This window comes from Rhizobacter sp. P2_D12 (assembly GCF_056404395.1).
Genome location: NZ_JBFUEB010000011.1, coordinates 92,703 through 118,775, shown reverse-complemented (window position 1 = coordinate 118,775; position 26,073 = coordinate 92,703). Strand labels below are relative to the sequence as shown.

26 protein-coding genes and 2 riboswitches are annotated in these 26,073 nt (G+C 70.6%); of the genes, 15 read left to right on the top strand and 11 right to left on the bottom strand.

Annotated features, from left to right (window positions below):
- The 4 genes from AC1DYN_RS05790 to AC1DYN_RS05775 all read left to right on the top strand — a co-directional run.
- Window positions 1-702 (top strand): efflux RND transporter permease subunit (locus AC1DYN_RS05790; protein ID WP_477958162.1); only part of this gene is annotated, 702 nt, incomplete at its 5' end.
- Window positions 703-710: 8 nt separating this feature from the next.
- On the top strand, window positions 711-2,120 hold the full coding sequence (locus AC1DYN_RS05785) for an efflux transporter outer membrane subunit (protein ID WP_477958161.1): 1,410 nt from the start codon (window positions 711-713) through the stop codon (window positions 2,118-2,120).
- A gap of 93 nt (window positions 2,121-2,213) precedes the next feature.
- A complete protein-coding gene (locus tag AC1DYN_RS05780; protein ID WP_477958160.1) occupies window positions 2,214-2,435 on the top strand; it encodes an AbrB/MazE/SpoVT family DNA-binding domain-containing protein in 222 nt (73 codons plus the stop codon).
- A complete protein-coding gene (locus AC1DYN_RS05775) occupies window positions 2,435-2,836 on the top strand; it encodes a type II toxin-antitoxin system VapC family toxin (RefSeq protein ID WP_477958159.1) in 402 nt (133 codons plus the stop codon). The genes AC1DYN_RS05780 and AC1DYN_RS05775 overlap by 1 nt, the downstream gene beginning before the upstream one ends.
- A gap of 17 nt (window positions 2,837-2,853) precedes the next feature.
- On the opposite strand, the gene AC1DYN_RS05770 is transcribed toward AC1DYN_RS05775, so the two are convergent.
- Entirely contained in the window at window positions 2,854-3,105 is a 252-nt protein-coding gene (locus tag AC1DYN_RS05770) for an AbrB/MazE/SpoVT family DNA-binding domain-containing protein (RefSeq protein WP_477958158.1), read from the bottom strand.
- A gap of 68 nt (window positions 3,106-3,173) precedes the next feature.
- Window positions 3,174-3,437, bottom strand: a complete 264-nt coding sequence (locus AC1DYN_RS05765; protein WP_477958157.1) for a hypothetical protein — start codon at window positions 3,435-3,437, stop codon at window positions 3,174-3,176.
- A gap of 382 nt (window positions 3,438-3,819) precedes the next feature.
- On the opposite strand from AC1DYN_RS05765, the gene AC1DYN_RS05760 reads away from it, so the two are divergent.
- The 5 genes from AC1DYN_RS05760 to AC1DYN_RS05740 all read left to right on the top strand — a co-directional run bounded on the left by AC1DYN_RS05760 (window position 3,820) and on the right by AC1DYN_RS05740 (window position 10,479).
- Complete coding sequence (locus AC1DYN_RS05760) at window positions 3,820-4,080, top strand: hypothetical protein (RefSeq protein WP_477958156.1); 261 nt, start codon at window positions 3,820-3,822, stop codon at window positions 4,078-4,080.
- A gap of 25 nt (window positions 4,081-4,105) precedes the next feature.
- Window positions 4,106-4,206, top strand: a riboswitch (glycine riboswitch).
- Between the two features lie 8 nt (window positions 4,207-4,214).
- Window positions 4,215-4,326: riboswitch (glycine riboswitch) on the top strand.
- A gap of 59 nt (window positions 4,327-4,385) precedes the next feature.
- Window positions 4,386-5,504, top strand: coding sequence for a glycine cleavage system aminomethyltransferase GcvT (gcvT, locus tag AC1DYN_RS05755; RefSeq protein WP_477958155.1), 1,119 nt, complete (start codon window positions 4,386-4,388; stop codon window positions 5,502-5,504).
- Window positions 5,505-5,548: 44 nt separating this feature from the next.
- Window positions 5,549-5,923: a glycine cleavage system protein GcvH gene (gcvH, locus tag AC1DYN_RS05750; RefSeq protein WP_477958154.1), complete on the top strand. Its 375-nt coding sequence runs from the start codon at window positions 5,549-5,551 to the stop codon at window positions 5,921-5,923.
- Window positions 5,924-5,983: 60 nt separating this feature from the next.
- Entirely contained in the window at window positions 5,984-8,881 is a 2,898-nt protein-coding gene (gene gcvP / locus AC1DYN_RS05745) for an aminomethyl-transferring glycine dehydrogenase (protein ID WP_477958153.1), read from the top strand.
- Between the two features lie 206 nt (window positions 8,882-9,087).
- The gene (locus AC1DYN_RS05740) at window positions 9,088-10,479 is read left to right on the top strand and encodes an L-serine ammonia-lyase (RefSeq protein WP_477958152.1); all 1,392 of its coding nucleotides are present in this window, start codon (window positions 9,088-9,090) and stop codon (window positions 10,477-10,479) included.
- 34 nt (window positions 10,480-10,513) lie between these two features.
- Here AC1DYN_RS05740 and AC1DYN_RS05735 read toward each other — a convergent pair whose 3' ends face one another.
- The 7 genes from AC1DYN_RS05735 to AC1DYN_RS05705 all read right to left on the bottom strand — a co-directional run bounded on the left by AC1DYN_RS05735 (window position 10,514) and on the right by AC1DYN_RS05705 (window position 17,302).
- Complete coding sequence (locus AC1DYN_RS05735; RefSeq protein WP_477958151.1) at window positions 10,514-11,290, bottom strand: glycosyltransferase family 2 protein; 777 nt, start codon at window positions 11,288-11,290, stop codon at window positions 10,514-10,516.
- The gene (locus AC1DYN_RS05730; RefSeq protein ID WP_477958150.1) at window positions 11,287-12,015 is read right to left on the bottom strand and encodes a lysophospholipid acyltransferase family protein; all 729 of its coding nucleotides are present in this window, start codon (window positions 12,013-12,015) and stop codon (window positions 11,287-11,289) included. The genes AC1DYN_RS05735 and AC1DYN_RS05730 overlap by 4 nt, the downstream gene beginning before the upstream one ends.
- A complete protein-coding gene (locus AC1DYN_RS05725; protein ID WP_477958149.1) occupies window positions 12,012-13,043 on the bottom strand; it encodes a chorismate transformation FkbO/Hyg5 family protein in 1,032 nt (343 codons plus the stop codon). The genes AC1DYN_RS05730 and AC1DYN_RS05725 overlap by 4 nt, the downstream gene beginning before the upstream one ends.
- A gap of 108 nt (window positions 13,044-13,151) precedes the next feature.
- Window positions 13,152-14,213: a patatin-like phospholipase family protein gene (locus tag AC1DYN_RS05720; protein ID WP_477958148.1), complete on the bottom strand. Its 1,062-nt coding sequence runs from the start codon at window positions 14,211-14,213 to the stop codon at window positions 13,152-13,154.
- Complete coding sequence (locus AC1DYN_RS05715) at window positions 14,210-14,353, bottom strand: hypothetical protein (protein WP_477958147.1); 144 nt, start codon at window positions 14,351-14,353, stop codon at window positions 14,210-14,212. The genes AC1DYN_RS05720 and AC1DYN_RS05715 overlap by 4 nt, the downstream gene beginning before the upstream one ends.
- On the bottom strand, window positions 14,353-14,895 hold the full coding sequence (locus tag AC1DYN_RS05710; protein ID WP_477958146.1) for a superoxide dismutase family protein: 543 nt from the start codon (window positions 14,893-14,895) through the stop codon (window positions 14,353-14,355). The genes AC1DYN_RS05715 and AC1DYN_RS05710 overlap by 1 nt, the downstream gene beginning before the upstream one ends.
- A gap of 58 nt (window positions 14,896-14,953) precedes the next feature.
- Complete coding sequence (locus AC1DYN_RS05705) at window positions 14,954-17,302, bottom strand: Tex family protein (RefSeq protein WP_477958145.1); 2,349 nt, start codon at window positions 17,300-17,302, stop codon at window positions 14,954-14,956.
- Window positions 17,303-17,424: 122 nt separating this feature from the next.
- Between AC1DYN_RS05705 and AC1DYN_RS05700 the strand changes: the two genes are divergently transcribed.
- From AC1DYN_RS05700 to AC1DYN_RS05675, 6 genes are all read left to right on the top strand, one after another.
- The gene (locus AC1DYN_RS05700; RefSeq protein ID WP_477958144.1) at window positions 17,425-17,814 is read left to right on the top strand and encodes a hypothetical protein; all 390 of its coding nucleotides are present in this window, start codon (window positions 17,425-17,427) and stop codon (window positions 17,812-17,814) included.
- Window positions 17,815-17,892: 78 nt separating this feature from the next.
- Window positions 17,893-19,968 carry a TonB-dependent receptor gene (locus tag AC1DYN_RS05695; protein ID WP_477958143.1) on the top strand — a complete coding sequence of 692 codons (2,076 nt, stop codon included), beginning with the start codon at window positions 17,893-17,895 and terminating at the stop codon, window positions 19,966-19,968.
- A 210-nt stretch (window positions 19,969-20,178) separates the two neighbouring features.
- Window positions 20,179-21,309: an ABC transporter substrate-binding protein gene (locus AC1DYN_RS05690; RefSeq protein WP_477958142.1), complete on the top strand. Its 1,131-nt coding sequence runs from the start codon at window positions 20,179-20,181 to the stop codon at window positions 21,307-21,309.
- A gap of 10 nt (window positions 21,310-21,319) precedes the next feature.
- Entirely contained in the window at window positions 21,320-22,438 is a 1,119-nt protein-coding gene (locus AC1DYN_RS05685; protein WP_477958141.1) for an ABC transporter substrate-binding protein, read from the top strand.
- A gap of 23 nt (window positions 22,439-22,461) precedes the next feature.
- Window positions 22,462-23,511, top strand: a complete 1,050-nt coding sequence (locus AC1DYN_RS05680) for a hypothetical protein (RefSeq protein ID WP_477958140.1) — start codon at window positions 22,462-22,464, stop codon at window positions 23,509-23,511.
- 141 nt (window positions 23,512-23,652) lie between these two features.
- Entirely contained in the window at window positions 23,653-23,937 is a 285-nt protein-coding gene (locus AC1DYN_RS05675; protein ID WP_477958139.1) for a DUF4148 domain-containing protein, read from the top strand.
- 6 nt (window positions 23,938-23,943) lie between these two features.
- Here AC1DYN_RS05675 and AC1DYN_RS05670 read toward each other — a convergent pair whose 3' ends face one another.
- Together AC1DYN_RS05670 and AC1DYN_RS05665 are read right to left on the bottom strand one after the other, a co-directional pair.
- Window positions 23,944-25,203 carry a TIGR03862 family flavoprotein gene (locus AC1DYN_RS05670; RefSeq protein ID WP_477958138.1) on the bottom strand — a complete coding sequence of 420 codons (1,260 nt, stop codon included), beginning with the start codon at window positions 25,201-25,203 and terminating at the stop codon, window positions 23,944-23,946.
- Between the two features lie 52 nt (window positions 25,204-25,255).
- Entirely contained in the window at window positions 25,256-26,008 is a 753-nt protein-coding gene (locus AC1DYN_RS05665) for a glucose 1-dehydrogenase (protein WP_477958137.1), read from the bottom strand.
- Between the last annotated feature and the right edge of the window lie 65 nt (window positions 26,009-26,073).

Sequence of the window (26,073 nt, the reverse complement as noted above, 5' to 3'; positions counted from 1 at the left end):
GAGCTGGCGACCACGGTGTCGTTCAACCTGCCCGACGGCGTGAGCCTCTCGGATGCGCAGGCGGCCGTGAAGCAGGCCGAGGCCGACATCGCGATGCCGGCCAACGTGCGCGGCAGCTTCCAGGGCACCGCGCGCGGCTTCCAGGATTCGCAGTCGCAGCAGCCCTTGCTGATCCTGGCCGCCATCGTCGTGATCTACATCGTGCTGGGCGTGCTGTACGAGAGCCTGGTGCACCCGGTGACGGTGCTGTCGACGCTGCCGTCGGCGGGCGTCGGCGCGGTGCTGGCGCTGCTGATGTTCCGCATGGAGTTCTCGATCATTGCGCTGATCGGCGTGTTCCTGCTGATCGGCATCGTCAAGAAGAACGCGATCCTGATCATCGACTTCGCGCTCGAGGCCGAGCGCTCGCGTGGGCTGGCGCCGATCGATGCGGTGCGCGAGGCCTGCCTGCTGCGCTTCCGTCCGATCCTGATGACGACGCTGGCGGCCGGGCTGGGCGCGCTGCCGCTGGCGATCGGCTTCGGCGAAGGCTCGGAGCTGCGCCAGCCGCTGGGTGTCGCGATCATCGGCGGGCTGATCGCGAGCCAGCTGCTGACCCTGTTGACGACGCCGGTCGTCTACCTCCTGCTCGACAAGCTGCGCCGCCGCGGCGCGGACGAGCACCACCTGAGCCGCGGCACCGACCCGGCCCTGCACGCATGAGCTCGCGCATGACCTCACGACTGACTCCTTTCGCGGCCGCGTTGCTGCTGCTGGCCGGCTGCTCGGTGGCCCCGCGCTACCAGGTGCCCGACACCGCCCTGCCCGGCGGCTACAAGGAAACGCCGGCGGCGGCCGAGGGCTGGCTGCCGGCGGCGCCGGCCGACGGGCTGGACCGCGGGCCATGGTGGACGCTGTTCGGCGACGAGACGCTGAACCAGCTGGCGGCACAGGTCGAGGTGTCGAACCAGAACGTCGCGGCGGCGGTGGCGAGCTACACGCAGGCGCGCGCGCTGGTGAAGGAGGCGCGGGCCTCGTTCTTCCCGAGCGTGGGGCTGACGGGCGGCGCGACGCGCGCCGGCGGTGGTGCCCGGGCGTCGACCGGCAACACCTACCAGGTGGCGGTGGGTGCCAGCTGGGAGGCGCCGCTGTGGGGCAAGCTCGAGGCCGGTGTCGACACCGCGACCGCGACGGCGCAGGCGAGCGAGGCCGACCTGGCGTCGGCGCGGTTGTCGGCGCAGGGCACGCTGGCGAGCAACTATTTCTCGCTGCGCGAGGCGGATGCCGAGATCGACGTGGTGACGCGCACGGTCGAGAGCTTCACGCGCTCGCAGACGATCACGCAGAACCGTTATGACGCCGGCATCGCGCCGAAGAGCGACCTGCTGCAGGCGCAGACCCAGCTGGCGAACGCCCAGGCGGATCTCGCGACGCTGAAGCGCCAGCGCGCGGTGCTGGAGCATGCGATCGCGGTGCTGGTGGGCAAGGCGCCGGCGCAGTTCTCGCTGCCGCCGGCGGCCTGGCAGATGACGGTGCCGGCGGTGCCGCTGGCAGTGCCGTCACAGCTGCTGCAGCGCCGGCCGGACATCGCGTCGGCCGAGCGCAGCGTGGCCTCGGCGAACGCGCAGATCGGCATTGCGCGCAGTGCCTACTTCCCGAGCCTGTCGCTGAGCGGCTCGTACGGTCAGTCGAGCAGCACGGTGAGCCAGCTGTTCAACGCGAGCCAGAACCTGTGGTCGCTCGGCGTGTCGGTGGCGCAGACGATCTTCGATGCGGGCGCGACGCGGGCCCGGGTGGAAGGTGCCGAGGCGAGCCGCGATGCGGCCATCGCGCGCTACCGGCAGACCACGCTGGCGGCCCTGCAGGCGGTGGAGGACCAGCTGTCGCTGGTGCGCATGCTGGCCGAGCAGGAATCGCTGCGGCAGCAGGCGTCGAAGGCGGCGGACGACACCGAGGTGCAGACGCTGAACCGCTACCGCGCCGGGCAGGTCAGCTACCTCGAAGTGGCGACTGCGCAATCGTCGGCGCTGAGCGCGCGGCGGGCGCTGGTGCAGTTGCAGGTCGACCAGCAACTGGCCGCGATCGGCCTGATCCAGGCGATGGGCGGCGGCTGGCACGCGAGCTGGGCGCCTCCGAAGTAGCCCGGATGCCAATCCGGGGTCGCTCGCCACGACCCAGGCTCGACATGGCCAACCGGACAGCCTTACAATTCATTAATTCGTAAGGAATCACCCATGGCGGAATCCACCATCACGTCCAAGGGCCAGACCACGGTCCCGGCTCAGGTCCGGGAGCAATTGGGGGCCGTCCCCGGCACCCGCCTCGTGTGGCATGTCATGCCGGACGGCAGCATCGTCGTGAGGGCCAAGACGCGCTCGCTGCGCGACATGGCCGGCATGCTGAAAGCACCGAAGGGCAAGAGGGTCAGCATCGACGACATGAACCCCTGGCGCTGATGGCTGCGGTCGACACCAACGTCCTGGTCCGCTACCTGATCCAGGACGAGGATTCGCAGTTTGCGGTGGTGATCCGCTTGCTCGACGAGTGCGCCCGCGAGGGGCGCACCTTGTTCGTGCCGATCACCGTCACGCTCGAACTGGAGTGGGTGCTGCGGTCGAACTTCCAGGTCGGCAAAGCCGATCTGATCAGCACGCTGTCGCAGTTGCTGTCAGCCACGGAGTTGTCTTTCCAGTCGGAGCAGGTGGTGGAACAGGCGCTCGCCCTCTATCGGGACAGTTCAGCGAACTTTGTGGACTGCGTTCATGGCGCTCTGGCGGCGCAAGGAAATGAAGAACCGCTGTGGACGTTCGACAAGAAGGCGGCGCGAGTCGAAGGGGTGAAGCTGCTGGCGACTTGAGATGTCGACGGAGATCTTCATTTCTCACCGGCCCCTCCTGCGGCAGCGGCGCTGCTGATCTCCTCGATCGAAGCCACCTCCGTCGTCTTGCCCGCGAGCAGGCGCAGAACGCCTCCGATGGTTCCGGTGCGCTCGGCGGCCCTCAGTTCGATTCGGCCGCCCGGCAGCAACTCGACCTCGATCTTCTCGCCAGGCTGGATGCCCAGGTGCTGCAGGATCTCTTTCCGGAATGTCGCTTGACGCCGGGTGGTGACGGTCAATGTGCTCATGGGCCCTGTCCGCTCATCGGTGATGTCAATCTCGCTGCCACGAGACCAGCGCTCGCCGCGGTTCCCAATCAGCCCACGTGACCGATTGCGAGGTCAAGCGCGAGCGCCAGGATGACGCAACGAGCCATTTCAGGCTCAAGCCCGTCGGACAACTCGTGCGAGGAAGCCCCCATCACCGGGCCTTGCCCACCGGGCAAGCCAAACCCGATTTCGTCGGAGTCCTCGCGGGGAGCTGGCAAACCGGGATTCGATCTCCAGAGCATGGGCGACGGAAAGGGGTGGTGCTGAAGCGCTTCGCCGCTGGCATCTGGAGCATGCTCGTCTTCGCTCACGGGAGTCTCGCCCGGAGTTGATGCGTCACTGCCGTGGGGACTCGCCTGAGTTTGCGGCTCGCCATTCGCAAGAGGCCCGATCGACCTCGGCCTCGTTCCACCAACGTTCATGGCCTTCTCTTTCCTGCATGGCTGCGTCCGCGAGCTCATGCAAATGTTGATCGTGTGCCTGAGTAACGCGCCCCTTGAACGAGTTCCTGCGTGCTGCAAGGTGGGCGCAACACGCAGCGGCTCCTTGCACGCGGGCAGCGCCCCGGATTCGCATCCGGGCCACGAAACGTCATCGCAGGCCGGGCAACCCGCGCGGTATCCCGGTATCCTTTCGCCTCCCGCATCGCGCCCGCGCGATCGCCGTCGACAACCCACTCCCCTTTCATCCACCATGATCCGACTGATCTCCCTGGCCGCCCTGTGCGCGCTGATGACCGCCTGTGCCTCCACCCCCGCGCCGACGCCGCCGGGGCAGCAGGTGGCTGCGGCCCCCAAGTGCGCCGCCGAAACCTCCCTCGGCAGCAACGTCGCGCGTCGTGGCGACTGCCGCCCGCGCACGCCGGAAGAGATCGAAGCCGCCCGCGCCGATGCCGAGCGCCTGCGCGAAGGCACGACCCGCATGATCGTGCCGACCGGCGCCACCGGCCGCTGACGACAGCGCCTCTTTCCGAGCTAAACTCGCGCCGCCAGGAGAGAGCTTCCATTCGAAGCCGCCGAAGGCGCAGGGCCGGCAGCGATGCCGGTTCGAACGCTCAGGCAAAAGGACTGGCAAACGTCTTTCACGAGACGTTCCTCGCTGGAGAGAGGCCCACCCCGAGTGGGTCCACCGAAGGGGCAAGCGGTCGACCGGGATCCGGAGGCCGCCAATCTCTCAGGTAAAGCGGACAGAGAGGGCATCCCCAACGCGTCGGCCGGCATGGCGACACGTTGGCCCGGTGAATGCCCTCGGAGACCACCATGTCCGCTGCCGAACTGCTCAAGACCCCGCTGTATGCCCTGCACCTCGAACTGGGCGCCAAGATGGTGCCGTTCGCCGGCTACGAGATGCCGGTGAACTACCCCGGGGGCATCATCGCCGAGCACCGGCACTGCCGCGAAGCCGCCTCCCTCTTCGACGTCTCCCACATGGGCCAGGTCCGCCTGGTCGGCCCCGATGCCGCCAGGGCCCTCGAATCGCTGGTGCCCGTCGACGTCGCCGACCTCGGCGTCGGCAAGCAGCGCTACGGCTTCTTCACCAATGCGAGCGGCGGCATCCTCGACGACCTGATGATCACGCGGCGCGAGAACGACCTGCTCGTCATCGTCAACGCCGCCTGCAAGGACGCCGACATCAAGCACCTGGTGACCCACATCGGCCACAAGTGCACCGTGCAGCCGCTGCCCGAGCGCGCGCTGCTCGCGCTGCAGGGCCCGCAGGCCGTCAAGGCGCTGGCCCGGCTGAACGCCGATGCCGCCACCCTCACCTTCATGACCGGCCGCCAGCTCACGCTGGCCGGCGCCGACTGCTTCGTCACCCGATCCGGCTACACCGGCGAAGACGGCTTCGAGATCTCGGTCGCCGCCGAGCAGGCCGAGGCGCTGGCCCGCGCGCTGCTGGCCCAGCCCGAGGTCAAGCCCTGCGGCCTCGGCGCGCGCGACACGCTGCGCCTGGAAGCCGGCCTGTGCCTGTACGGCCACGACATCAACGACACCACCACGCCGGTCGAGGCCGGGCTGACCTGGGCGATCCAGAAGGTGCGCCGCCCCGGCGGTGCGCGCGCCGGCGGCTACCCCGGCGCCAGCGTGATCGACGGGCAGCTGGCCCACGGCACCACCAACAAGCGCGTCGGCCTGCTGGGCCTGGAGCGCGTGCCGGTGCGCGAAGGCGCCACCATCGTCGACGGCCAGGGCCGCAAGCTCGGCCACGTGACCAGCGGCACGCTCGCGCCCAGCGTCGGCCAGCCGATCGCGATGGCCTACCTGGCCAGCAACCACGCATTGCCGCACCACGAGGTGTTCGCCGAGGTGCGCGGCAAGCGCCAGCCGATGCGCGTCGCGCCGATGCCGTTCTCGCCGCACCGGTACCACCGCGGCTGAGCCCCCTTTCCCGACTTTCTGACATCGCCCCCAAGGAGTTCCTGATGACGACCATGTACACCCCCGACCACGAGTGGATCAACATCGAAGACCACGAGGCCGCCACCGTCGGCATCACCGTCCACGCGCAGGATGCGCTGGGCGACGTGGTCTTCGTCGACCTGCCCGAGGTCGGCCGCACCTTCAAGAAGGGCGAGGTCGCCGGCGTCGTCGAATCGGTCAAGGCCGCGGCCGACCTGTACATGCCGGTCGCCGGCGAGATCGTCGAGGTCAACGAGGCGCTGCGCGCCGATCCGTCGCTCGCCAACAGCGATCCGCTGGGCAATGGCTGGTTCTTCAAGGTGCACGTCTCCGACATGGGCGAGTTCGACCAGCTGATGGACCAGCCGGCGTACGACCTGCTCGTCAAGAACTCCTGAAGCCTTGCACCGCTGCCGACCCGGATTGACATCCGGGCTACTCCTTCTTTGAGAAACGCCATGCTGATGTCTGCCCACACCTCCCTGGGTGAGCTCGAGAACCCCGCCGAATTCGTCGCCCGCCACATCGGCATCGAATCGGCCGACGAACAGCAGATGCTGTCGGCCATCGGCGCCGCGTCGCGCCGCGCGCTGATCGACGCCATCGTGCCGCGCGCCATCGCGCGCCCGGCGCCGATGCAGCTGCCGGCCGCGCTGTCCGAGGCCCAGGCGCTGGCCGAGCTCAAGCGCATCGCGTCGCGCAACCAGGTGCTCAAGAGCTTCATCGGCCAGGGTTACCACGGCACCCACACGCCGGGCGTCATCCTGCGCAACATCCTCGAGAACCCGGCCTGGTACACCGCCTACACGCCCTACCAGGCCGAGATCTCGCAAGGCCGCATGGAGGCGCTGGTCAACTTCCAGACCCTGGTCTGCGACCTGACCGGCCTGGCCATCGCCGGCTCGTCGATGCTCGACGAGGCCACCGCCGCCGCCGAGGCGATGACGCTCGCGCTGCGCGTCGGCAAGAGCAAGAGCAGCACCTTCTTCGTCGCCGACGACGTGCTGCCGCAGACGCTCGAGGTGGTGCGCACGCGTGCCGAGCCGCTCGGCCTGCAGGTCGTCACCGGCCCCGCGGCCGAGGCCGGCAAGGCCCAGGCCTTCGCCGCGCTGTTCCAGTACCCGGGCGTCGACGGCGTCGTGCAGGACCTGTCGCCGGTGATCGCCGCGGTGCACGCCACCGGCGGCCTGGCCATCGTCGCCGCCGACCTGCTGGCGCTGACGCTGATCACGCCGCCCGGCGAGATGGGCGCCGACATCGCCGTCGGCAACAGCCAGCGCTTCGGCATGCCGATGGGCAACGGCGGCCCGCACGCCGCCTACATGGCCACCAAGGACGAGTTCAAGCGCTCGATGCCGGGCCGGCTGGTGGGCGTCAGCGTCGACGCGCASGGCAACCMGGCCTACCGCCTGGCGCTGCAGACGCGCGAGCAGCACATCCGCCGCGARAARGCGACGTCSAACATCTGCACCGCGCARGTGCTGCYGGCSGTSATSGCCRGCATGTAYRCSGTCTACCACGGCCCSSAGGGSCTCRAGCGCATCGCMCGCCGCGTCGCCAGCTACACCGCGGTGCTGGCCGCCGGGCTGAAGGACGCCGGCTGCACGCTGGCACACGACAGTGCCTTCGACACGCTGCAGGTGAACACCGCCCACCGCACCGAGGCCGTGCTGCAAGCCGCGCGCGAAGCCGGCTTCAACCTGCGCCGCGCGTCGGCCGGCAGCGTCGGCATCACGCTGGACGAGACCACCACGCGCGGCGACGTCGACGCGCTGCTGCGCATCGTGCCCCCGAAGCCGTACGACAGCGCCGCACTGTGGGCGCGCAGCGAGAAGGGCGTCGCCACGCGGGTGCCGGCCGGCCTGGAGCGCCGCAGCGCCTTCCTGGCGCACCCGGTGTTCAACACGCACCACAGCGAGACCGAGATGCTGCGCTACATCCGCAGCCTGTCGGACAAGGACCTGGCGCTCGACCGCAGCATGATCCCGCTCGGTTCCTGCACGATGAAGTTGAACGCGACCAGCGAGATGATCCCCATCACCTGGCCCGAGTTCGCCAACGTGCACCCGTTCGCGCCGCGCGACCAGCTGGCCGGCTACGAGCTGCTCGACCAGCAGCTGCGCGACTGGCTGTGCCAGGCCACCGGCTACGCCGGCATCAGCCTGCAGCCCAACGCCGGCTCGCAGGGCGAGTACGCCGGGCTGCTGATCATCAAGGCCTTCCACGCATCGCGCGGCGAAGGCCATCGCAACATCTGCCTGATCCCCGAATCGGCGCACGGCACCAACCCGGCCAGCGCGCAGATGGCCGGCCTGCAGGTGGTGGTCACGAAGTGCGACGCCGACGGCAACGTCGACCTGGACGACCTGAAGGCCAAGTGCGAGCAGCACAGCGCCCGGCTGGCCTGCGTGATGATCACCTACCCGTCCACCTACGGCGTGTTCGAGACGCGCGTGAAGGAGCTGTGCGCGCTGGTGCACCAGCACGGCGGGCGGGTCTACGTGGACGGCGCCAACATGAACGCGCTGGTCGGCATCGCCGCGCCGGGCGAGTTCGGCGGCGACGTCAGCCACCTGAACCTGCACAAGACCTTCTGCATCCCGCACGGCGGTGGCGGCCCGGGCGTCGGCCCGGTGTGCGTCGCGGCCGACCTGGTGCCCTTCCTGCCCGCCCACCGCGCGGCCGGCATCGGCACCGGGCAGCAGGTGGGCGCCGTGTCCGCCGCGCCGCTCGGCAACGCGGCCGTGCTGCCGATCAGCTGGATGTACGTGCGCATGATGGGCGCCGAGGGCCTGCAAGCCGCCACCGAGACCGCCATCCTGAGCGCCAACTACGTGGCCGCGCGCCTGGCCGACCACTACGACATCCACTACAGCGGCAACATCGCCGGCGTGAAGGGGGGCGGCGTCGCGCACGAATGCATCCTCGATTTGCGCCCGCTGAAGGACAGCTCGGGCGTCAGCGCCGAGGACGTGGCCAAGCGCCTGATCGACTACGGCTTCCACGCGCCGACGCTGAGCTTCCCGGTGGCCGGCACGCTGATGGTCGAGCCGACCGAGAGCGAACCGCTGGTCGAGCTGGACCGCTTCTGCGACGCGATGATCGCGATCCGCGAAGAGATCCGCAAGGTCGAGCAGGGGCAGTGGCCGCAGGATGACAACCCGCTGAAGGCGGCGCCGCACACCACCGGCGCGCTGATGAAGGCCGAGTGGCCGCATGCCTACTCGCGCGAGGAAGCGGCCTTCCCGGTCAAGAGCCTGAAGCGGCAGAAGTACTGGTCGCCGGTGGGGCGTGTCGACAACGTCTACGGCGACCGCAACCTGTTCTGCAGCTGCCCGCCGCTGACGGACTATTGAGCCGTCGATGGCAAAGAATCCCGCTCGCCCTGACCTTGTCGAAGGGTCGGACTGAGCTTGTCGAAGTCCTGCTGGCCGTGTGCAGGGATGTCCGGCCCGCTACGGCACCCGCCCTTCGACACGGGCCTTCGGCAAGCTCAGTCCCTGCTCAGGGCGAACGGTTCGCCGGTGTCGCTCTTGTCGCTCTTTCTTGAGAGGAAACGCTCATGGCCGTCTCGGTGTTCGACCTGTTCAAGATCGGCATCGGGCCGTCGAGTTCGCACACCGTGGGGCCGATGCGTGCGGCGCGGCTGTTCGCGTTGCGGCTGCAGCATGACGGCTTGCTGCCTGCCACGCAGCGTGTCCAGTGCGAGCTGTACGGCTCGCTCGGTGCCACCGGCAAGGGACACGGCAGCGACAAGGCCGTGCTGCTGGGCCTGGCCGGGCACGAGCCCGACCGCGTCGACCCGGACGCGATCCCGGCCCACCTGGAGGCGATCCGCAGCGGCAAGCAGCTGAACCTGCTGGGCGAGCAGGCGGTCAGCTTCAACGAAAAGACCGACCTGGTGTTCTACCGGCGGCAGACGCTGCCCTTCCATGCCAACGGCATGCGCTTCGTGGCCTTCGATGCCGCGGGCGCCGAGCTCACCGCGCGCACCTACTACTCGGTGGGTGGCGGCTTCGTCGTCAGCGAGGAACTGGCCGCCGACGGCAGCAAGCAGAAGGTGCTGGCGCCCGACACGACGGTGCTGCCGCTGCCCTTCCATTCGGGGGCCGACCTGCTGGTGATCGCCGCGCGCGAGCGCTGCAGCATCGCGCAGATCATGCGGCGCAACGAACGGCACTGGCGCAGCGACGCCGAGATCGACGCCGGCCTGCTGCACATCTGGCAGGTGATGCAGGACTGCGTGCTGCGCGGCTCGCGCACCGACGGCGTGCTGCCCGGCGGCTTCAAGGTGCGGCGGCGCGCGGCCGACCTGCACCGCCAGCTGTCGTCCAACCCGGAAGCGGCGCTGCGCGACCCGCTGCAGGTGCTGGACTGGGTCAACCTGTATGCGCTGGCGGTGAACGAGGAGAACGCGGCCGGCGGCCGGGTCGTCACGGCACCGACGAACGGCGCGGCCGGCATCGTGCCGGCGGTGCTGCACTACTACGCGCGCTTCGTCGCCGGCGCCACCGAGGCGGGCGTGATCGACTTCCTGCTCACCGCCGCGGCGATCGGCATCCTCTACAAGGAGAACGCGTCGATCTCCGGCGCCGAGGTCGGCTGCCAGGGCGAGGTCGGCGTGGCCTGCTCGATGGCCGCGGGCGCGCTGTGCGCGGTGCTGGGCGGCACGCCCGAGCAGGTCGAGAACGCGGCCGAGATCGGCATGGAACACCACCTCGGGCTCACCTGCGACCCGGTGGGCGGGCTGGTGCAGATCCCGTGCATCGAACGCAACGCGATCGCGTCGGTGAAGGCGATCAACGCGGCGCGCATGGCGATGCGCGGCGACGGCACGCACCACGTGAGCCTGGACAAGGTCATCAAGACGATGCGCGACACGGGGGCGGACATGATGACGAAGTACAAGGAAACCGCGCGCGGCGGCTTGGCGGTGAACATCGTCGAATGTTGAGACGATCCCGGGTTGTCACCCGGGAGCTCGTCCATCACGTCCGGTACTGGAACGGCGGCCTGCGCATCACCCGCCGCCACGCCAGCACCGGCAACCGGCAGAGAAACTCCACCATCAGCCGCGTGTGCATCCACGTCAGCAGCACGTTGTCGCGCCCATAGCGGAAGTGCGACACCCCGCCCTCTTCCGCCGTCAGGTACTTCACCGGCGCCGGCAGGTTGATCGGCGCCACGCCGCGCCAGGCGAGCCGCACCACCGCCTCGGTGTCGAAGTCGAAGCGCCGCATCCAGGGCTGGCGCTTCATCACCGCCATCAGCGGCTCGATCGGGTAGACCCGGAAGCCGTACAGCGAATCGCCGATGCCGGCCCCCAGCGTCTCCAGGTCGGTCCAGCCGTTCGAGATGCGCCGCCCGCGCACGCGCAGCAAGGGCGCCGAGGCATCGAACACCGGCTTGCCCAGCACCATCGCATCCGGATGCTCCGCCGAGCGCGCCATGAACTGCGGGATCAGCCCGGCCGGGTGCTGCCCGTCCGAATCCATCGTCAGCGCATGCGTGAAACCCGCCGCCCGTGCCGCCTGCAGTCCGGCCAGCACGGCCGCCCCCTTGCCCTGGTTGGCCGGCAGCACGATCACGTGCAGCTGCGCATCGGCCTCGGCCAGCCGCTGCAGGCCCTCGGCCGTGCCGTCGGTGCTGCCATCGACCACCACCCACACCGGCGACCACTGCGCGCGCGCCGCACGCACCGTGTCGTACACCGTCGCGCCGGTGTTGTAGCTCGGGATCAGCACCGCATGGGTGGTCGAGTTCACGCCAGCTCCTTGCGGAAATACGCTTCCAGCGCGTCCAGCGTCATCGCCTTGTCATCGGTCTGCACCTCGAAGCGCGCCCCCAGCCGCAAGCGGAACGCCATCGGGAACGGCGGCACGCGCCAGATCGGCCAGCCCTTGCGCAGGTACGGCGAATCGGTCTCGATGAATACCGTCTGGATCGGCACGCCGGCCTTGTGGGCGATCACCGTGACGCCGGGTCGGAACGTGTTCAGCACGCTGCCTTCGGTGCGCGTGCCCTCGGGGAACATCACCAGCTGCGCCCCTTCCTGCAGGCTGGCGATCGCATGCCGCAGCATCGTGCGCGGCGAATCGTTCGGGATGTAGCGCGCGAGCCGCGCCCCGGCGCCGAGGAACACGTTGCGCATCAGGTCGCCCTTCATGATGCACACCGCACGCCGCAGCCGCGCGACGATCAGCAGCGCATCGACCATGCTCGGGTGGTTGGCGACGATCACGAGGCCGGTGGCTTCATCGTTCAGCCGGTCCAGCGCCTGCGCGTCGACCTCCATCAGCCCGAACACCGCGGCCAGGTTCCAGAACGTGCGGTACGAGGTGGCGATCACATGCCGCCCCAGCGCCTGTGCGCGCCGGCGCGGCAGCAGCGGGCGCAGCAGCGCGGCGACCAGGTTCCACACCAGCGAGGCCAGCCCCAGCCCCGACAGCAGCAGGTAGAAGCACGCGAGCTGCCAGCCGCGGCGGATCATGTCGCCGCGCCCGCGGCGGACGCGATGCTGTGCGCCTCGACCTCGACCAGCAGGTCGGCGCGACACACGTCGGCGCGCAGGAAGATCGCGTCGCGCAGCGCCGGCGCATCGGCACCGAGCCGCTGCGCCAGCACCTCGCGCACGCGCGGCAGGTCGTGCGGGTGGCGCACGTAGACCGTGCAGGCCAGGTTCTCGACCCGGTGCGCCCGCGGCCCGACCATGCTCAGCGCGTTGGCCGCATCGACCACCGCGCCGACGTTGGCCAGCGTCTCCTCGGTCTGCCGCGCGACGTCGCCGGCGTGCAGCGTCTGGTGGCCGACGATGCTCGCCGTGCCCGACACGAACAGCGCCTCGCGCCCGCCACCCACCGGGGCCAGCGCGCCGCGCGAGAAGGTCGGCGCACGCGGGCCGTACTGCGACGGGTAGCGGTAGGCACTGACCTGGCGCGGGTTCTCGACCGCCCGCGGCGCCTCGCGCCCGGCCAGGAAGTGCACCGTCAGCGGGCCGCGCGTGGTGCCCAGCGCACAGGCGGCCGGCGAGCCGTCGAAGGCGCTGCGCTGCGCGGCCAGGAAGGCATCCTGGCGGCCGACGTTGAACTGCCGGTAGCGTTCCATGCCGTCGGCCGGATCGGTGCCGTTGATGTCGGCGATGTAGTTCCACAGCCGCAGCAGGTGCATGCAGCCTTCGGCGCGCAGCAGCTCGAAGAGTTCGTCGTACACCTGCCGCGCCGCGGCGCCCAGGCCGCCGGGCAGCGCGGTCTCGTCGACGCACAGCGTGCCCATCAGCCAGTCGCCGTTGGCGCTGAAGCGCGCGCTGCCGCGCCGTTGCTCGCGCAGCGTGCCGGCGGCGCTCCAGGTCTCGGTGACCGGGTCGGCCGGATGCAGCAGCGCGGGCGATGCGATGTCGGATGGCTCCTGCGCGGTGTGGACGCGGCGGTCGAGCGCGGCCGGCGCCAGCACACCGGCGAGGCGGCGGAACTGCAGGAGCGAGGGGGCCTGGTGGGCCTGGTGGACAGCGGCGGCGGTCACGGGCGGGCCGGCGCCATCGGGAGGGGGCGCTGCGGAGGGTACGGCAGGGAGTGGCGCATCCGCCGAATTTTAGGGGAGGCCGGCGACGTTTCCGACCGGCAGCACCCCCTACAAGTCGGCGGCCTCCGGGCGATCCAGCCATGTCGCGAAATCGTCACGCAGCCGTTCGCTTTCCTGCAACGCCCGCGTCCAGGCGGTCCGGCGTCCGGCGACGTCGTCGCCCCAGGCCTTGAAGTCGGCGCGGTCGGGCAGCTTGCCGTTCGGCAGCGTCGCGATCCATTCGGGGTTGGGGTACAGCACGACCAGGTTGTCGAGCATCGCGCTGGCCCGGTGGCGGCGCTTGAAGCCCTTGTCGAGCCAGCCCGGCACCACCGTCTTCTGGAAGTGCGGGTACAGCGCCAGGCCGTCGTGCATCGACGCATAGTCGAGGTGCAGGTGGTAGTCGGTGATGCCGCCATCCCAGTAGGCGCCGGTCGGTGCGCCGGGGATGTCGTGCACCGCATCGAGCCAGAACGGGATCGAGCAGCTCGCGAGGATGCTGGCACGCAGGTTGGATGCATCCAGCACCGCGCCGTGCGTGCGGTAGTCGGCCAGCGACAGCGGCAGCGCATCGCGCGGGTCGGAGAACACCACGCGCTCGAGCCAGCCGCCCATCGCGCGGCGGCTCACGGCATTGGCGGCGAACGCGCCCAGGTAGCCGATCGGCGTGCGCAGCCGGCCCTGGCGGCCCAGCACGTGGCGGCCGCGGCTCGTGAAGACGTGCAGCCGGTAGCGCGGATGCTGCAGCACCTGGGCCTCGCGCGGCCCGAACTGGCGCTGCAGGTTGTCGGCGAAGACCTGGCTGACGTGGGTGGCGGTCGGCTGCTTGCCGGGCCGGTGCTCGTACTCCTGCCCGATGTAGTCGGCGGCCATCTGCGCCAGTTCGCGCACCGGGTCGTCGAGGCAGCCGGTGGCCATGCGCCAGGCACCGATCGACGCGCCCAGCAGGTGCACGACGTGGTCGCTGCGCGGCAGCCAGTCGCCGAACAGGAAGCGGTCGAGGTGGTTGAGCGCCAGGCCTTTCGGGCCGCCGGCCGCGGCCGGGATGGCGCGCACGTCCTGCGGGCGCAGGCCGTGCTGCTGCAGGTGCCGGCGGGCGCGCGGGCCTGCTGCGACCAGCAGGGCCTTCATGCCGACGCACCCGGCAAGCCGTTCGCCCTGAGCTTGTCGAAGGGCCTGCGCGCATCGAACCAGGGCTTCGACAGGCTCAGCCCGAACGGATCGCTCAGCCCGAACGGATCCCCCAGCCCGAACCGATCCGTGTCAACCATCAATCTTTCTTGATCACGCCGCAGGCGATGCGGGCGCCGGAGTTGCCCGTCGGCTGGGTCGTGTAGTCGTCCTGGTTCGCGTGCACGATCAGGCCGCGGCCGACCAGGTCGGTCGGGCCGGAGCCGATGCTCACGCCGCTCAGCAGGAACTCGAAATCGGCCACGCCGTTCGCATCGGCCGTGATGGCCGGGATGTCGCCCGCATGGTGATCGCCCAGCGGCGTGCCGTGCGGCTTGCCGGTCGGGTTGAAGTGGCCGCCGGTGCTCATGCCGTCGCCGCTCGAGCAATCGCCCTTCTCGTGCGCATGGAAGCCGTGTTCCTGGTTCGGCTTCAGGCCACGCACCTTGCCCTTGACCAGCACGTGGTCGTCGATCTGCTGGAAGGTGACGACGCCGGTCGCGGCATTGCCGGTGGTCGGCAGCAGGATCGCGCTGGCGCTCGGGCCCGGCGCATGCGCGCAGGCGCCCAGCAGGCCGGCCGCGCCGAGCACGACGGCCAGGGCAAGGGGTCGAAGAGCAGGGGGTCGAAGACGTTGGTTCATCGCTGTGTTCCTCGTTGCAGTGTCATGCCCGATGTTGCCCTGAAACCGGCAGTCCGGCTCAGCGCTTGCCTTGCAGCTTCGCAAAAGCAGCCGCCATCGCGGATTGCCCCGCCGGCTGCTGCTGCTGCGGTGCCCGCGCGCCACCGCCGCCGCTGCGCTCGCCGCGCCCGGCCGGCCGGTAGCTGTTGTCGCCGTTGCGCTCGCCGCGCGGCGCCACCGCCGCGTCGAGCTTCATCGTCAGCGAGATGCGCTTGCGTGCCAGGTCGACCTCGAGCACCTTGACCTTGACGATGTCGCCGGTCTTCACCACCTCGCGCGCATCGTTGACGAACTTGTTGCTCAGCTGGCTCACGTGGACCAGGCCGTCCTGGTGCACGCCCAGGTCGACGAAGGCGCCGAACTGCGCGACGTTGCTGACCGTGCCTTCCAGCGTCATGCCGGGCTGCAGGTCCTTGATGTCCTCGACGCCGTCGTTGAAGCGCGCCACCTTGAAGTCCGGCCGCGGATCACGCCCCGGCTTCTCCAGCTCGGCGAAGATGTCCTTCACCGTGATCGCGCCGAATTTCTCGTCGGCGAACGATTCGGGCTTCAGCGCGCGGATCACGTCACTGCGGCCCATCACCTCGGCGGCCGGCTTGTCGACCGCGCGCATGATCTTCTCGACCACCGGGTAGGTCTCGGGGTGCACGCCCGACTGGTCGAGCGGGTTGTCGCCGCCGCGGATGCGCAGGAAGCCGGCACTCTGCTCGAAGGTCTTCGCGCCGAGTCCGCTCACGTCCAGCAGCTGCTGGCGGTTGCGGAACGAGCCGTTGGCATCGCGCCAGCGCACGATGCTCGCGGCCACCGCGCCGCTCAGCCCCGACACGCGCGACAGCAGCGGCGCCGACGCGGTGTTCAGGTCGACGCCGACCGAGTTGACGCAGTCCTCGATCACCGTGTCCAGGCTGCGCGCGAGCTCGCTCTGGTTGACGTCGTGCTGGTACTGGCCGACGCCGATGCTCTTCGGCTCGATCTTCACCAGCTCGGCCAGCGGGTCCTGCAGGCGCCGCGCGATGCTGACCGCGCCGCGCAGGCTCACGTCGAGATCGGGCAGTTCCTTGCTCGCGTATTCGCTGGCCGAATAGACCGACGCGCCGGCCTCGCTGACCACCACCTTCTCGATGTGCGTGCCCGGCGCCAGCTGCTGGATGCGCTTGATCAGGTCGGACGCCAGCTTGTCGGTCTCGCGGCTCGCGGTGCCGTTGCCGATCGCGATCAGGTTGACACCGTGCGTCGCGCACAGCCGGCGCAGCGTGTGGATCGAGCCTTCCCAGTCGTTGCGCGGCTCGTGCGGGTAGACGGTGTGGGTGTCCAGCACCTTGCCGTTGACGTCGACCACCGCCACCTTGACGCCGGTGCGGATGCCCGGGTCCAGCCCCATCACGACGCGCGGGCCGGCCGGCGCGGCCAGCAGCAGGTCGCGCAGGTTCTCGGCGAACACCTTGATCGCCACCTTCTCGGCGTCCTCGCGCAGCCGGCTGAACAGGTCGCGCTCCAGGCTCAGGCTGAGCTTGACCTTCCAGGTCCAGCCGATGGTCTTGCGGATCAGGTCGTCGGCCGGGCGCTTCTTGTGGCTCCAGCCCAGGTGCACCGCGATGCGGCCCTCGGCCAGCGTCGGCTGGCCGGGCACCACCTCTTCGTCGAGCACCAGCTTCGCGTCCAGGAACTCCAGCGTGCGGCCGCGGAACACCGCCAGCGCACGGTGCGAGGGCACGCGGGCGATCGGTTCGTCGTACTCGAAGTAGTCGCGGAACTTGGCGACGTCGGGGTGGTTGACGTCCTTGCCGTCCATCAGCTTCGAGCGCAGCAGGCCTTCGTCCCACAGCCAGCCGCGCAGCTTGCCGACCAGCGCGGCGTCTTCAGCCCAGCGCTCGCTCAGCAGGTCGCGCACGCCGTCCAGCACCGCATGCGCGTCGGCGAAGCCGCCGTCGGCATTGATGAAGGCCACCGCCTCGGCGGCCGGGTCGAGCGACGGGTCGGCGAACAGCTTGTCGGCCAGCGGCTCCAGGCCGGCCTCGCGGGCGATCATGCCCTTGGTGCGGCGGCGCGGCTTGTACGGCAGGTACAGGTCTTCCAGCTCCTGCTTGGTTGGCGCGGCCTCGATCGCGGCACGCAGCTCGGGCGTCAGCTTGCCCTGCTCGTCGATGCTCTTGAGCACCGCCTCGCGCCGGTCTTCGAGTTCGCGCAGGTACGACAGGCGCGCTTCCAGCTCGCGCAGCTGGATGTCGTCGAGGCCGTCGGTGGCCTCCTTGCGGTAGCGTGCGATGAAGGGCACGGTGGCGCCTCCGTCCAGCAGTTGCACCGCGGCATTCACTTGCACCGGCCGAACCTTCAGCTCGGCGGCGATCTGCAGAAGAATCTTGTCCAAAACGAAGGGGCCCGTGGCGGGCTGCAGAGCAGGAAAGCGGCGGAGTTTGCCACACGCAAACCGGGGCCTGACCCGGGGGATTTGTCACCGTTTGCTATGCTCGCGGCCTCACGCCGTCGCCCATGTCCCATTCCCGCACCGCCCCCGCAGCCCGCCGCATCGCCCTCGTCGCGCTGCTGCTCGCGTCGCTCGTGCTGGTGCAGGCACTGGGGCTGATGCACCGCATCGCGCACATGCCGCATGCGCCGGGCTCGGCGGCCGCCTGGTCGCAGCTGTCGGCCAAGGTGGATCCGGCGTCAGCCGGGTGGCTGCAAAAGCTCTTCGCCGGCCACCAGCATGACGGCGATTGCGACGTCTACGACCAGCTGGGCCACGGCGATGCGCTCGCCAGCATCGCGCCGGCGCTGGTCCCCCTCGAATTCGTGCAGGCCCCCGTGGCCCTGCACCGCGGCTGGCACATCGCCACCCAGTCCTCGGGCTTCCTCGCCCGCGGGCCCCCTTCCCTGAGCTGATCCCCGTCTTTCCGCCCGGTCCCGGTGGCGCTCGCGCGCAGCCGGGGCCGGCGTCATCAGCTTTCCGGAAGTCTCCCCATGAATTCGTTCGTCTCGAAGCGCCACGCCGTGTCCGTGGCCATCTCGCTCGCCTTCTCTTCGGCTGCCTTTGCACAATCCACCCCGGCTGCGGCCGTCGCACCCGCCGCCGCGGCCAGTGCGCCCACCACGCTGGAGAAGGTCGTCGTCACCGGCAACCCGCTCGGCCGCAGCGAGGTCGCCGCGCCGGTCTCGGTGCTGACCGGCGACGAGCTGACGCTGCGCCGCGGCAGCTCGATCGGCGAAACGCTGAACGGCGTGCCCGGCGTGTCGTCCACCTACTTCGGCCCGAACGCCAACCGCCCGGTGATCCGCGGCCTGGACGGCGACCGCGTGCGCATGCTCAGCAATGCCGGGGGCTCGCTCGACGCGTCGAGCCTGAGCTTCGACCACGCGGTGCCGATCGACCCGCTGATCGCCGACCGCATCGAGGTGCTGCGCGGCCCGGGCGCGCTGCTGTATGGCGGCAGCGCCGTCGGCGGCGTCGTCAACACGCTGGACAACCGCATCCCGTCGAGCCCGCTGACCGGCCTGGGCGGCTCGGCCGAGCTGCGCCTGGGCGGCGCCGATGCCGAACGCGGCGGCGCGGCGCTGCTGGAGACCGGCAACGGCCAGTTCGGCCTGCACGTCGATGCCTTCGGCCGCAAGACCTCGGACCTGCACGTGCCCAGCTTCACGCCGCGCGCCGACGGCGCCGACCTGCCGGAGACGAAGCGCGTGCGCGCCTCGGCCAGCGACACGCACGGCGGCGCGGTGGGCGGCTCGCTGTTCTTCGACCACGGCCACGTCGGCCTGTCGGTCGACACCTACCGCAGCACCTACGGCGCGGTGGCCGAGCCCGACGTCGACATCGACATGAAGCGCGACCACGTCGGCGTGGCCGGCGAGCTGAAGGACCTGGACGGCCCGTTCACCGGCGTGCGTGCGACCTTCAACCACACGCGCTACCAGCACCAGGAGGTCGACACCGGCACCGGCGCGATCGGCACCACCTTCAAGACCAGCGGCAACGAGGCCCGCATCGAGGCCACGCACGCCGCGATCGGCCCGGTGCAGGGCGTGGTCGGGCTGCAGGCGGAGGACTTCGATTTCTCGGCGCTCGGCGACGAGGCCTTCGTGCCGAGCACGCGCACGAAACGGCAGGCGCTGTTCGCGCTCGAGGAGCTGCCATGGGCGGCCGGTACGCTGAGCGCCGGGTTGCGCGTCGAGCATGCGCGCATCACGTCCGACGGCGATGCCGATGCGGCCGAGCCGAAGTTCGGCGCCGCCGATGCGCGCAGCTTCTCGCTGCGCAGCGCATCGCTGTCGAACGTCTACAAGCTGACGCCGCAATGGGCGCTGACCGGCGCGCTGAGCTACACCGAGCGCGCGCCGACCTCGTTCGAGCTGTATGCCAACGGCGTGCACGCGGCGACCGGCGCCTACGAGCGCGGCGATGCGACGCTGGGCGTCGAGCGCGGCAACAACATCGACGTCGCGCTCGAATGGAAGGACGACGGCAACCACGTGCGCTTCGGCGCGTTCAGCACGCGCTTCTCGCGCTTCATCTCGCTGGAGTCCACTGGCCAGACGGTGCAGGCCGATGGCGACAACGGCCCCGAGTCGTTCCCGGAGTACGCCTTCCGCGCGGTGCGCGCACGCCTGAACGGCATCGAGATCGACGGCAAGCAGCGCCTGCTGCGCCGCGACGGCTGGACGCTGGGCGTCGACGGCAAGCTCGACTACACGCGCGCCACCAACCTCGATACCGGCGAGGCGCTGCCGCGCGTGGCGCCGCTGCGTGCGCTGGTCGGGCTGGACCTGGGCGCCGGGCCCTGGGATGCCCGCCTCGAGGTCGACAGCGCGGCCAGCCAGCAGCGCGTGCCGAGCACCGACGTCGCGACCAGCGGCTACGCGATCGTCAACGCGTCGCTGTCGCGGCACTTCGAGATCGGCAGCAGCCAGGCGCTGTGGTTCCTGAAGCTGGGCAACCTGGGCGACAAGCTGGCCTACAGCGCCTCCACCGTGCAGACGGTGCGCGACCTGTCGCCGCTGCCCGGCCGCTCGGTGAAGACGGGCGTGCGCGTCAGTTTCTGATCGCGCCGGGGGCCGGTGGCGCCGGGAAGCTGACCGCCGGCCCGCATCGGCGGGCGCGTCAGCTCTCGCCGCAATTTCAAGCTCGCTTACACCTAGCGCCGCGAAACAGGGTGCTACGGACGTAAGGGCGGGCTACGCCAGCTTCAGTGCGCTCGTGCGCTGTCGAAACCCGATCACGTCGCCATGACGTGGTCTCAGGGAGAGATGAACATGAAGCGCAGAAACCTGTTGCTGGCCGCCTCCGCGAGCGCCGGCGTTTCACTGTGGCCGCTGGCGACGTCGCGCGCCGCCGGCGCCCGCGTCGTCAGCTTCGGCCAGTCGGCCTCGCTGAGCGGCGGCCAGGCCAGCTACGGCCGCGACGTGCAGAACGGCATCGCCGCCGCCTTCGCCGCGGCGAACGCCAACGAAGCCGGCACCGGCCTGCACTTCGACCTGCAGACGCTGGACGACGGCGGCGTGCGCAGCCGCTGCATGAAGAACGTGATGCAGCTGGTCGAATCGGGCTCGGCCGCCTTGATCGGATTGACCAGCGGTGCGGGCGCAGAAGCCTGCATGCCGGTGATCGAGGATGCGCAGATCGCGATGCTCGGCACCGCGAGCGGCAACATGGGCATCCGCAGCGGCAACCTCGGCGGCGCCTTCCACGTGCGCGCCGGCTACGACGCCGAGTACAAGCGCATGGTCGGCTACGTGAAGGACTTCGGCATGCAGCGCGTCGGGGTCGTCTACCTGGGCGACACCTCGAAGGCCAACCTGGAGGCGATGAACGCCGCGCTGGCGGCGATGTCCATCCAGCCCAAGGTGGCCATCGCCATCGACCGCAATGCCACCTCGTTCGACGGCGTCGCCAACGAACTGCTGGCCGCACGCCTGGACTGCGTGCTGTTCACCGCCAATGCAGGCCCGGTCGGCAAGATCATCGACCACCTGGTGCGCGGCAAGTACGCCGGCCTGTTCTACGCCTCGTCCTTCGCCGGCCAGGACCTGATCGACACGCTGACCGCGCGCAAGCAGAGCTGCGTGATGAGCATGGTGGTGCCGCGGCCGTCGCAGATGGGCGTCAACGTGGTCGCGCAATGCCAGCGCGACCTGGCGCTGCTGAACAACGGCGCGCGGCTGGGCATCACGACGCTGGAGGGCTACATCAGCGGGCGCATCGCCGTCGAGGCGACCCATGCCGCGGCCAAGACCGGCACACCGAACCGCACGCGGATGAGGGAATCGCTGGCCGGCCTGCGCAGCGACCTGGGCGGCTACAAGGTCGACTTCGCCGGCACGACGCACGGCTCGCGCTATGTGGACCTGATCGCGATCGACCGCTATGGCCGCCTCGTCGGCTGAAGGGCACACCATGAAACGCCGTGACCTTCTCCTGGGCGGCGCTGCCGCCTGCGCGGGTTTCCCGCGCCTCGCCTTCGCCGCCAACACCGTCGTGACGCTGGGCCAGAGCGCATCGCTCAGCGGCGCCCAGGCGCGCTACGGCGCCGACGTGCGCGACGGCATCCTGGCCGCGTTCGCCGCCGCCAACCGCGCCGACCCCAAGGGCCCGCGCTTCGAGCTGCAGGTGCTCGACGACGGCGGCACCAAGGACCGCTGCATCGCCAACGTGCAGAAGCTGATCGGCGACGGCGCCGCGGCCCTGGTCGGCCTGACCAGCGGCGCGGCCGCCGAGGCCTGCATGCCGCAGGTCGAGAAGAACCAGATCGCGCTGATCGGCACCGCCAGCGGCAACATGGGCATCCGCAGCTCGGCGACGTCCGGCGCGGTGCACGTGCGCGCCGGCTACGACGTCGAGTACCGGCGCATGGTGGGCTACGCGAAGGAGTTCGGCTTCAAGCGCATCGGCTACGTGCACCTGAAGGACACCTCGAAGGCCAACCTGCTGGCGATGGAGGACGCGCTGGCCCGGCTCGGCGTGCAACCGACCGTCATCGTGCCGATCGACCGCAATGGCGGTTCGCTGCAGGCGGTGGCGCAACAGCTGCTCGAGCAGCGGCTCGATTGCGTGATGTTCACGACCAATGCCACGCCGGTGCTGTCGATCATCGAGCACATGCACACCGGTGCCTACCCGGGCATGCACTTCTCGTCGTCGTTCGCCGGCCAGGACCTGATCGACGGCGTGGTCGCGACGCGGCGCAGCGTGGTGATGAGCCTGGTGGTGCCGCGGCCGTCGGCGCTGGGGGTCGGCGTGGTCGGGCAGTGCAAGAGCGACCTGGCCGCGCTGGGTGGCAGCGCGACGCTGGGCCTGACGACGCTGGAGGGCTACATCGCCGGCCGCGTCGCGGTCGAGGCGGCGCGCGCCGCGGCCAAGGCCGGCGGCGTGACGCGTGCCCGCGTGCGCGACGCGCTGACGACGCTGCGCACCGACCTGGGCGGCTACCGCGTCGCCTATGCGCCCGACAACCCGCACGGTTCGCAGTACGTCGAGACGGTCGTCGTCGACCGCTACGGCCGCATCGTCGGCTGAAACCCAACCAAGCAGGAGACACCATGGCAGCATGCTGGAAACGCGGGCTCACGGTGCTCGCCTGGGGGTTCGCCGGCCTGCCGGCGTGGGCGGCCGGCAGCGCGCCGAGCGACGAGCAGTGGGTGCAGGCGCGCGCCGCGGCCGCCGAGATCGCCACCGCCTTCACGCGCCACTGCCCGGTGGCCGACACCGCCGATCAGCCGGCCTTCGAGCAGTGCAAGCGCGGGCTGTTCGGCGATGCCGTGCTGCGCGACGCGCTCGATGCGATCGTGCTGTGGGGCCGCCAGCGCGACCCGGCGCTGTCGCTGCAGGCCAGCTCGCTGACGCAGTTCGCGCCCGACGTGCTGACGGGAATGTACATGCCGCTGTTCATGTTCGACGGCCGGCACAGCGTGCGCTACGTCGCCTCCGAAGGGCTGTTCCAGCTGCGCTTCGCGACCGGCTTCCGCAACCGGCTCGCGCCGGGGCAGTTCCCGTACCCGTTCTGGCACGACGCCGAGAAGTGGGCCATGTACCAGGGCGCGAACGAGGTCCTGCTGTGGTGGGAGCCGATGCGCGGGCGCGTCAAGGTGGCGCAGTTCACGGTGCACGGCACGCAGCCGCCGCTCACCGCGGTGGTGCCCGTGCCGGCTCCGGCAGGCTTCAGCGGGCAATGGATGTGGACCGATGCGCAGGGCCGCACGCAACCGAAGGCCACGCTGTTCGACGGCCTGTACCGCACCGACAACCCCTACCTGGGCCCGCTCGAAGGCGCGTACAAGCGCCTGGCGCTGCGGCTGCGCCAGGGCGAATGCGATTCGTGCCACGTGCCCAGCAACCCGGGCAAGAGCAAGCGCCTCGTGCTGCTGCAGACGCCGGCGCATGCCGCCGGCGAGATCGAGCGCCTGCTGAAGGCGGTGCGCGAGGACCGCATGCCGCGCGACGAGACCGGCATCGAGAACCCGCTGGACGCGAAGACCAAGCGGGCGCTGCTGGAGGATGGCGAGGCCTTCGCCGCGGTGCTGGATGCAGCCCGGCGCTGGGAGGCGCAGGCCCGCCTGGCGGGTGCCGGCGGGGCGGCAGCGCTGCGCTGACCTCCGTTCACGCCGCGCCGGCGGCGTTTCGCGCCGCGGCCGGGCGCTTCGTCGCACCGCCGTGTCGCGAAGCGGCCCGCGTCGCCACAGTCCACTCCATCGACGACAGGTCGCCGTCGAACCCACCCGATGGAGTGAACCATGAACCAGCTGTCCGCCTCCCGCCCCGTCCTGACTTTCGTCGCCACCGTCGCGCTCGCCCTCGGCAGCGCTGCCGCGATGGCCCAGGATGCCGCCCCGAAGACCCGCGCCCAGGTGCGTGCCGAACTGGTCGAAGCCCGCGCCAAGGGCACGCTGCCGATGGGCGGCGAGTTCGCCGGCGTGATGGCCTACGGCCCCGCGAAGTCCGCCGAACCGGCCGCGTCGACGGCCCTGGCCCAGTCGCACACCGAGTCGGCCGGCAGCAGCGCCGCGAAGAAGCAGTAAGTACGGTCAGCGCGGCCCGGTGTCCGAAGCCGGCGCCGCGGCCAGCCAGTGCAACAGGCCGCGCGCCGCCACCTGCGCGCTGGCCATGGTCGCCGTCAGCAGGTAGCCGCCGGTCGGCGCTTCCCAGTCGAGCATCTCGCCGGCCACGAAGACACCGGGCAGCGTGCGCAGCATCAGCGACGCGTCGAGCGCCGCGGCACGGACTCCGCCGGCGCTGCTGATCGCCTCGTCGACCGGGCGCGCAGCGCGAAGCGGGATGCGCAGGCCCTTGATGTGCGCCGCGAGCCGCGCCGGGTCCGCCATCTCCGCCTTCGGCACCAGTTCGTGCAGCAGGGCGGCCTTGACGCCGTGCAGGCCGAGGCGCGTCTTCAGGTGCGTGGCCAGCGAACGCGGCCCGCGCGGGTGCGCCAGTTCGGCGGCAACCCACTCGTGCGAACGCGCCGGCAGCAGGTCGAGCAGGAAACTCGCCTGGCCACTCGCATCGATCTGCTCGCGCAGCCGCGACGACGCGGCGTACACCAGGCTGCCCTCGACGCCGGTCTGCGTGACGACGAACTCGCCGGCCTGCTGCCAGCCGTCGTCGAGCGCGATCGCGACCGACTTCAGCGGCTCGCCGGCGAAGCGGCTGCGCAAATGCTCGCTCCAGGCCGGCGCGACGTCGAAGCCGCAGTTCGACGGGCGCAACGCGGCGACGTCGACGCCGCGCGCCTGCAGCCACGGCACCCACGCGCCGTCGGAGCCCAGCCGCGACCAGCTCGCGCCGCCCAGCGCCAGCAGCACGGCATCGGCCTGCACCGCGTGCTCGCCGTCGGGCGATGCGAAGCGCAGCGCGCCGCCTTCGGTCCAGCCCAGCCAGCGCCGGCGCATGTGGAAGCGCACGCCGGCCGCGCGCAGCCGCTGCAGCCAGGCACGCAGCAGCGGCGCGGCCTTCATGTCGGTCGGGAAGACACGCCCCGAGCTGCCGACGAACGTGGCGATGCCCAGCCCTTGCACCCAGTCGCGCAGCGCCTGCGGGCCGAACACGTCGAGCCAGCGGGCCACCTGCTCGCGCYGTGCGCCGTAGCGCTCGATGAAGCCCGGCAGCGGCTCGCTGTGCGTCAGGTTCAACCCGCCCTTGCCGGCGAGCAGGAACTTGCGGCCCACCGAGGGCATCGCGTCGTACAGGTCGACCTGCACGCCGCCGGCCGCGAGGCATTCGGCCGCCATCAGGCCGGCCGGGCCTCCACCGACGATGACGACGCTTGCAGCAGGGCGGGAAGACGGCATGGGCGGGAAGACGCAGCGGGAAGGGCCCGCATTGTCCCCTGCCCCGCAGGCCTCAGCGCTGGCCGCCCGACGCGCTGATGCGCTCGCCGGTGATCCACGCCGCGTCGTCGCTGGCCAGGAAGGCGACCAGCGGCGCGATGTCTTCCGGGCGCCCCAGGCGGCCGGCCGGGATCGCCGCGACCTTCGCCTTCTGCAGGTCGCTGCCGTCGACCACGCCCATCGCCGCCAGCCCCTCGGTCGCCGTCGCGCCCGGCGCGATCGTGTTGACGCGGATCTTCTTCGCCGCCAGCTCGATCGCCAGCACGCGCGTGATCGCGTCGACCGCGCTCTTGGTCGCCGAGTAGACGGCCGAGTTCGGCATCTGCCCGACGCTCGCGATCGAGCCGATGTTGATCACGCTGCCGCCGGCCGGACCGAAGTGCTTCACCGCCTCGCGCGTGGCCAGCAGCACGCCCAGCACGTTGGTGTCGAACTGGCGGCGGTAGTCGTCCTCGCTCAGGTCTTCGATCGGGCCGAAGGCATACACGCCGGCGTTGTTCACCAGCACGTTCGGCGTGCCGAAGGCCTCGCGGGCGGCGGCGAAGACGCGCTCGACGTCGGCCGCCTTCGCCATGTCGCCCTGCACCGCGATCGCCCGGCCGCCCTGCTTCGCGATCTTCGCCACCACCGCGTCGGCGCCGGCGCGGCTGCTGGCGTAGTTGACGACCACCGCGGCACCGGCCGCGGCCAGCGCCGCCGCGATCGCGGCCCCGATGCCCTTCGAGCCACCGGTCACGATGGCCACCTTGTTGTTCAGCTTGCTCATGGTTCTGTCCTTGGATGCCTGTCGCCACGTCGGCGTCGGAACGAATGGTGTTTGATTCGCAGGCA

What these genes read in the sequence shown, in the direction of transcription:
- AC1DYN_RS05785 (WP_477958161.1), top strand. Translation starts at nt 711, where the DNA reads ATGACCTCACGACTGACTCCTTTCGCGGCCGCGTTGCTGCTGCTGGCC.
- AC1DYN_RS05780 (WP_477958160.1), top strand. Translation starts at nt 2,214, where the DNA reads ATGGCGGAATCCACCATCACGTCCAAGGGCCAGACCACGGTCCCGGCT.
- AC1DYN_RS05775 (WP_477958159.1), top strand. Translation starts at nt 2,435, where the DNA reads ATGGCTGCGGTCGACACCAACGTCCTGGTCCGCTACCTGATCCAGGAC.
- AC1DYN_RS05770 (WP_477958158.1), bottom strand. Translation starts at nt 3,105, where the DNA reads ATGAGCACATTGACCGTCACCACCCGGCGTCAAGCGACATTCCGGAAA.
- AC1DYN_RS05760 (WP_477958156.1), top strand. Translation starts at nt 3,820, where the DNA reads ATGATCCGACTGATCTCCCTGGCCGCCCTGTGCGCGCTGATGACCGCC.
- gcvT (WP_477958155.1), top strand. Translation starts at nt 4,386, where the DNA reads ATGTCCGCTGCCGAACTGCTCAAGACCCCGCTGTATGCCCTGCACCTC.
- gcvH (WP_477958154.1), top strand. Translation starts at nt 5,549, where the DNA reads ATGACGACCATGTACACCCCCGACCACGAGTGGATCAACATCGAAGAC.
- AC1DYN_RS05740 (WP_477958152.1), top strand. Translation starts at nt 9,088, where the DNA reads ATGGCCGTCTCGGTGTTCGACCTGTTCAAGATCGGCATCGGGCCGTCG.
- AC1DYN_RS05730 (WP_477958150.1), bottom strand. Translation starts at nt 12,015, where the DNA reads ATGATCCGCCGCGGCTGGCAGCTCGCGTGCTTCTACCTGCTGCTGTCG.
- AC1DYN_RS05720 (WP_477958148.1), bottom strand. Translation starts at nt 14,213, where the DNA reads ATGAAGGCCCTGCTGGTCGCAGCAGGCCCGCGCGCCCGCCGGCACCTG.
- AC1DYN_RS05715 (WP_477958147.1), bottom strand. Translation starts at nt 14,353, where the DNA reads ATGGTTGACACGGATCGGTTCGGGCTGGGGGATCCGTTCGGGCTGAGC.
- AC1DYN_RS05710 (WP_477958146.1), bottom strand. Translation starts at nt 14,895, where the DNA reads ATGAACCAACGTCTTCGACCCCCTGCTCTTCGACCCCTTGCCCTGGCC.
- AC1DYN_RS05700 (WP_477958144.1), top strand. Translation starts at nt 17,425, where the DNA reads ATGTCCCATTCCCGCACCGCCCCCGCAGCCCGCCGCATCGCCCTCGTC.
- AC1DYN_RS05695 (WP_477958143.1), top strand. Translation starts at nt 17,893, where the DNA reads ATGAATTCGTTCGTCTCGAAGCGCCACGCCGTGTCCGTGGCCATCTCG.
- AC1DYN_RS05690 (WP_477958142.1), top strand. Translation starts at nt 20,179, where the DNA reads ATGAAGCGCAGAAACCTGTTGCTGGCCGCCTCCGCGAGCGCCGGCGTT.
- AC1DYN_RS05685 (WP_477958141.1), top strand. Translation starts at nt 21,320, where the DNA reads ATGAAACGCCGTGACCTTCTCCTGGGCGGCGCTGCCGCCTGCGCGGGT.
- AC1DYN_RS05680 (WP_477958140.1), top strand. Translation starts at nt 22,462, where the DNA reads ATGGCAGCATGCTGGAAACGCGGGCTCACGGTGCTCGCCTGGGGGTTC.
- AC1DYN_RS05675 (WP_477958139.1), top strand. Translation starts at nt 23,653, where the DNA reads ATGAACCAGCTGTCCGCCTCCCGCCCCGTCCTGACTTTCGTCGCCACC.
- AC1DYN_RS05665 (WP_477958137.1), bottom strand. Translation starts at nt 26,008, where the DNA reads ATGAGCAAGCTGAACAACAAGGTGGCCATCGTGACCGGTGGCTCGAAG.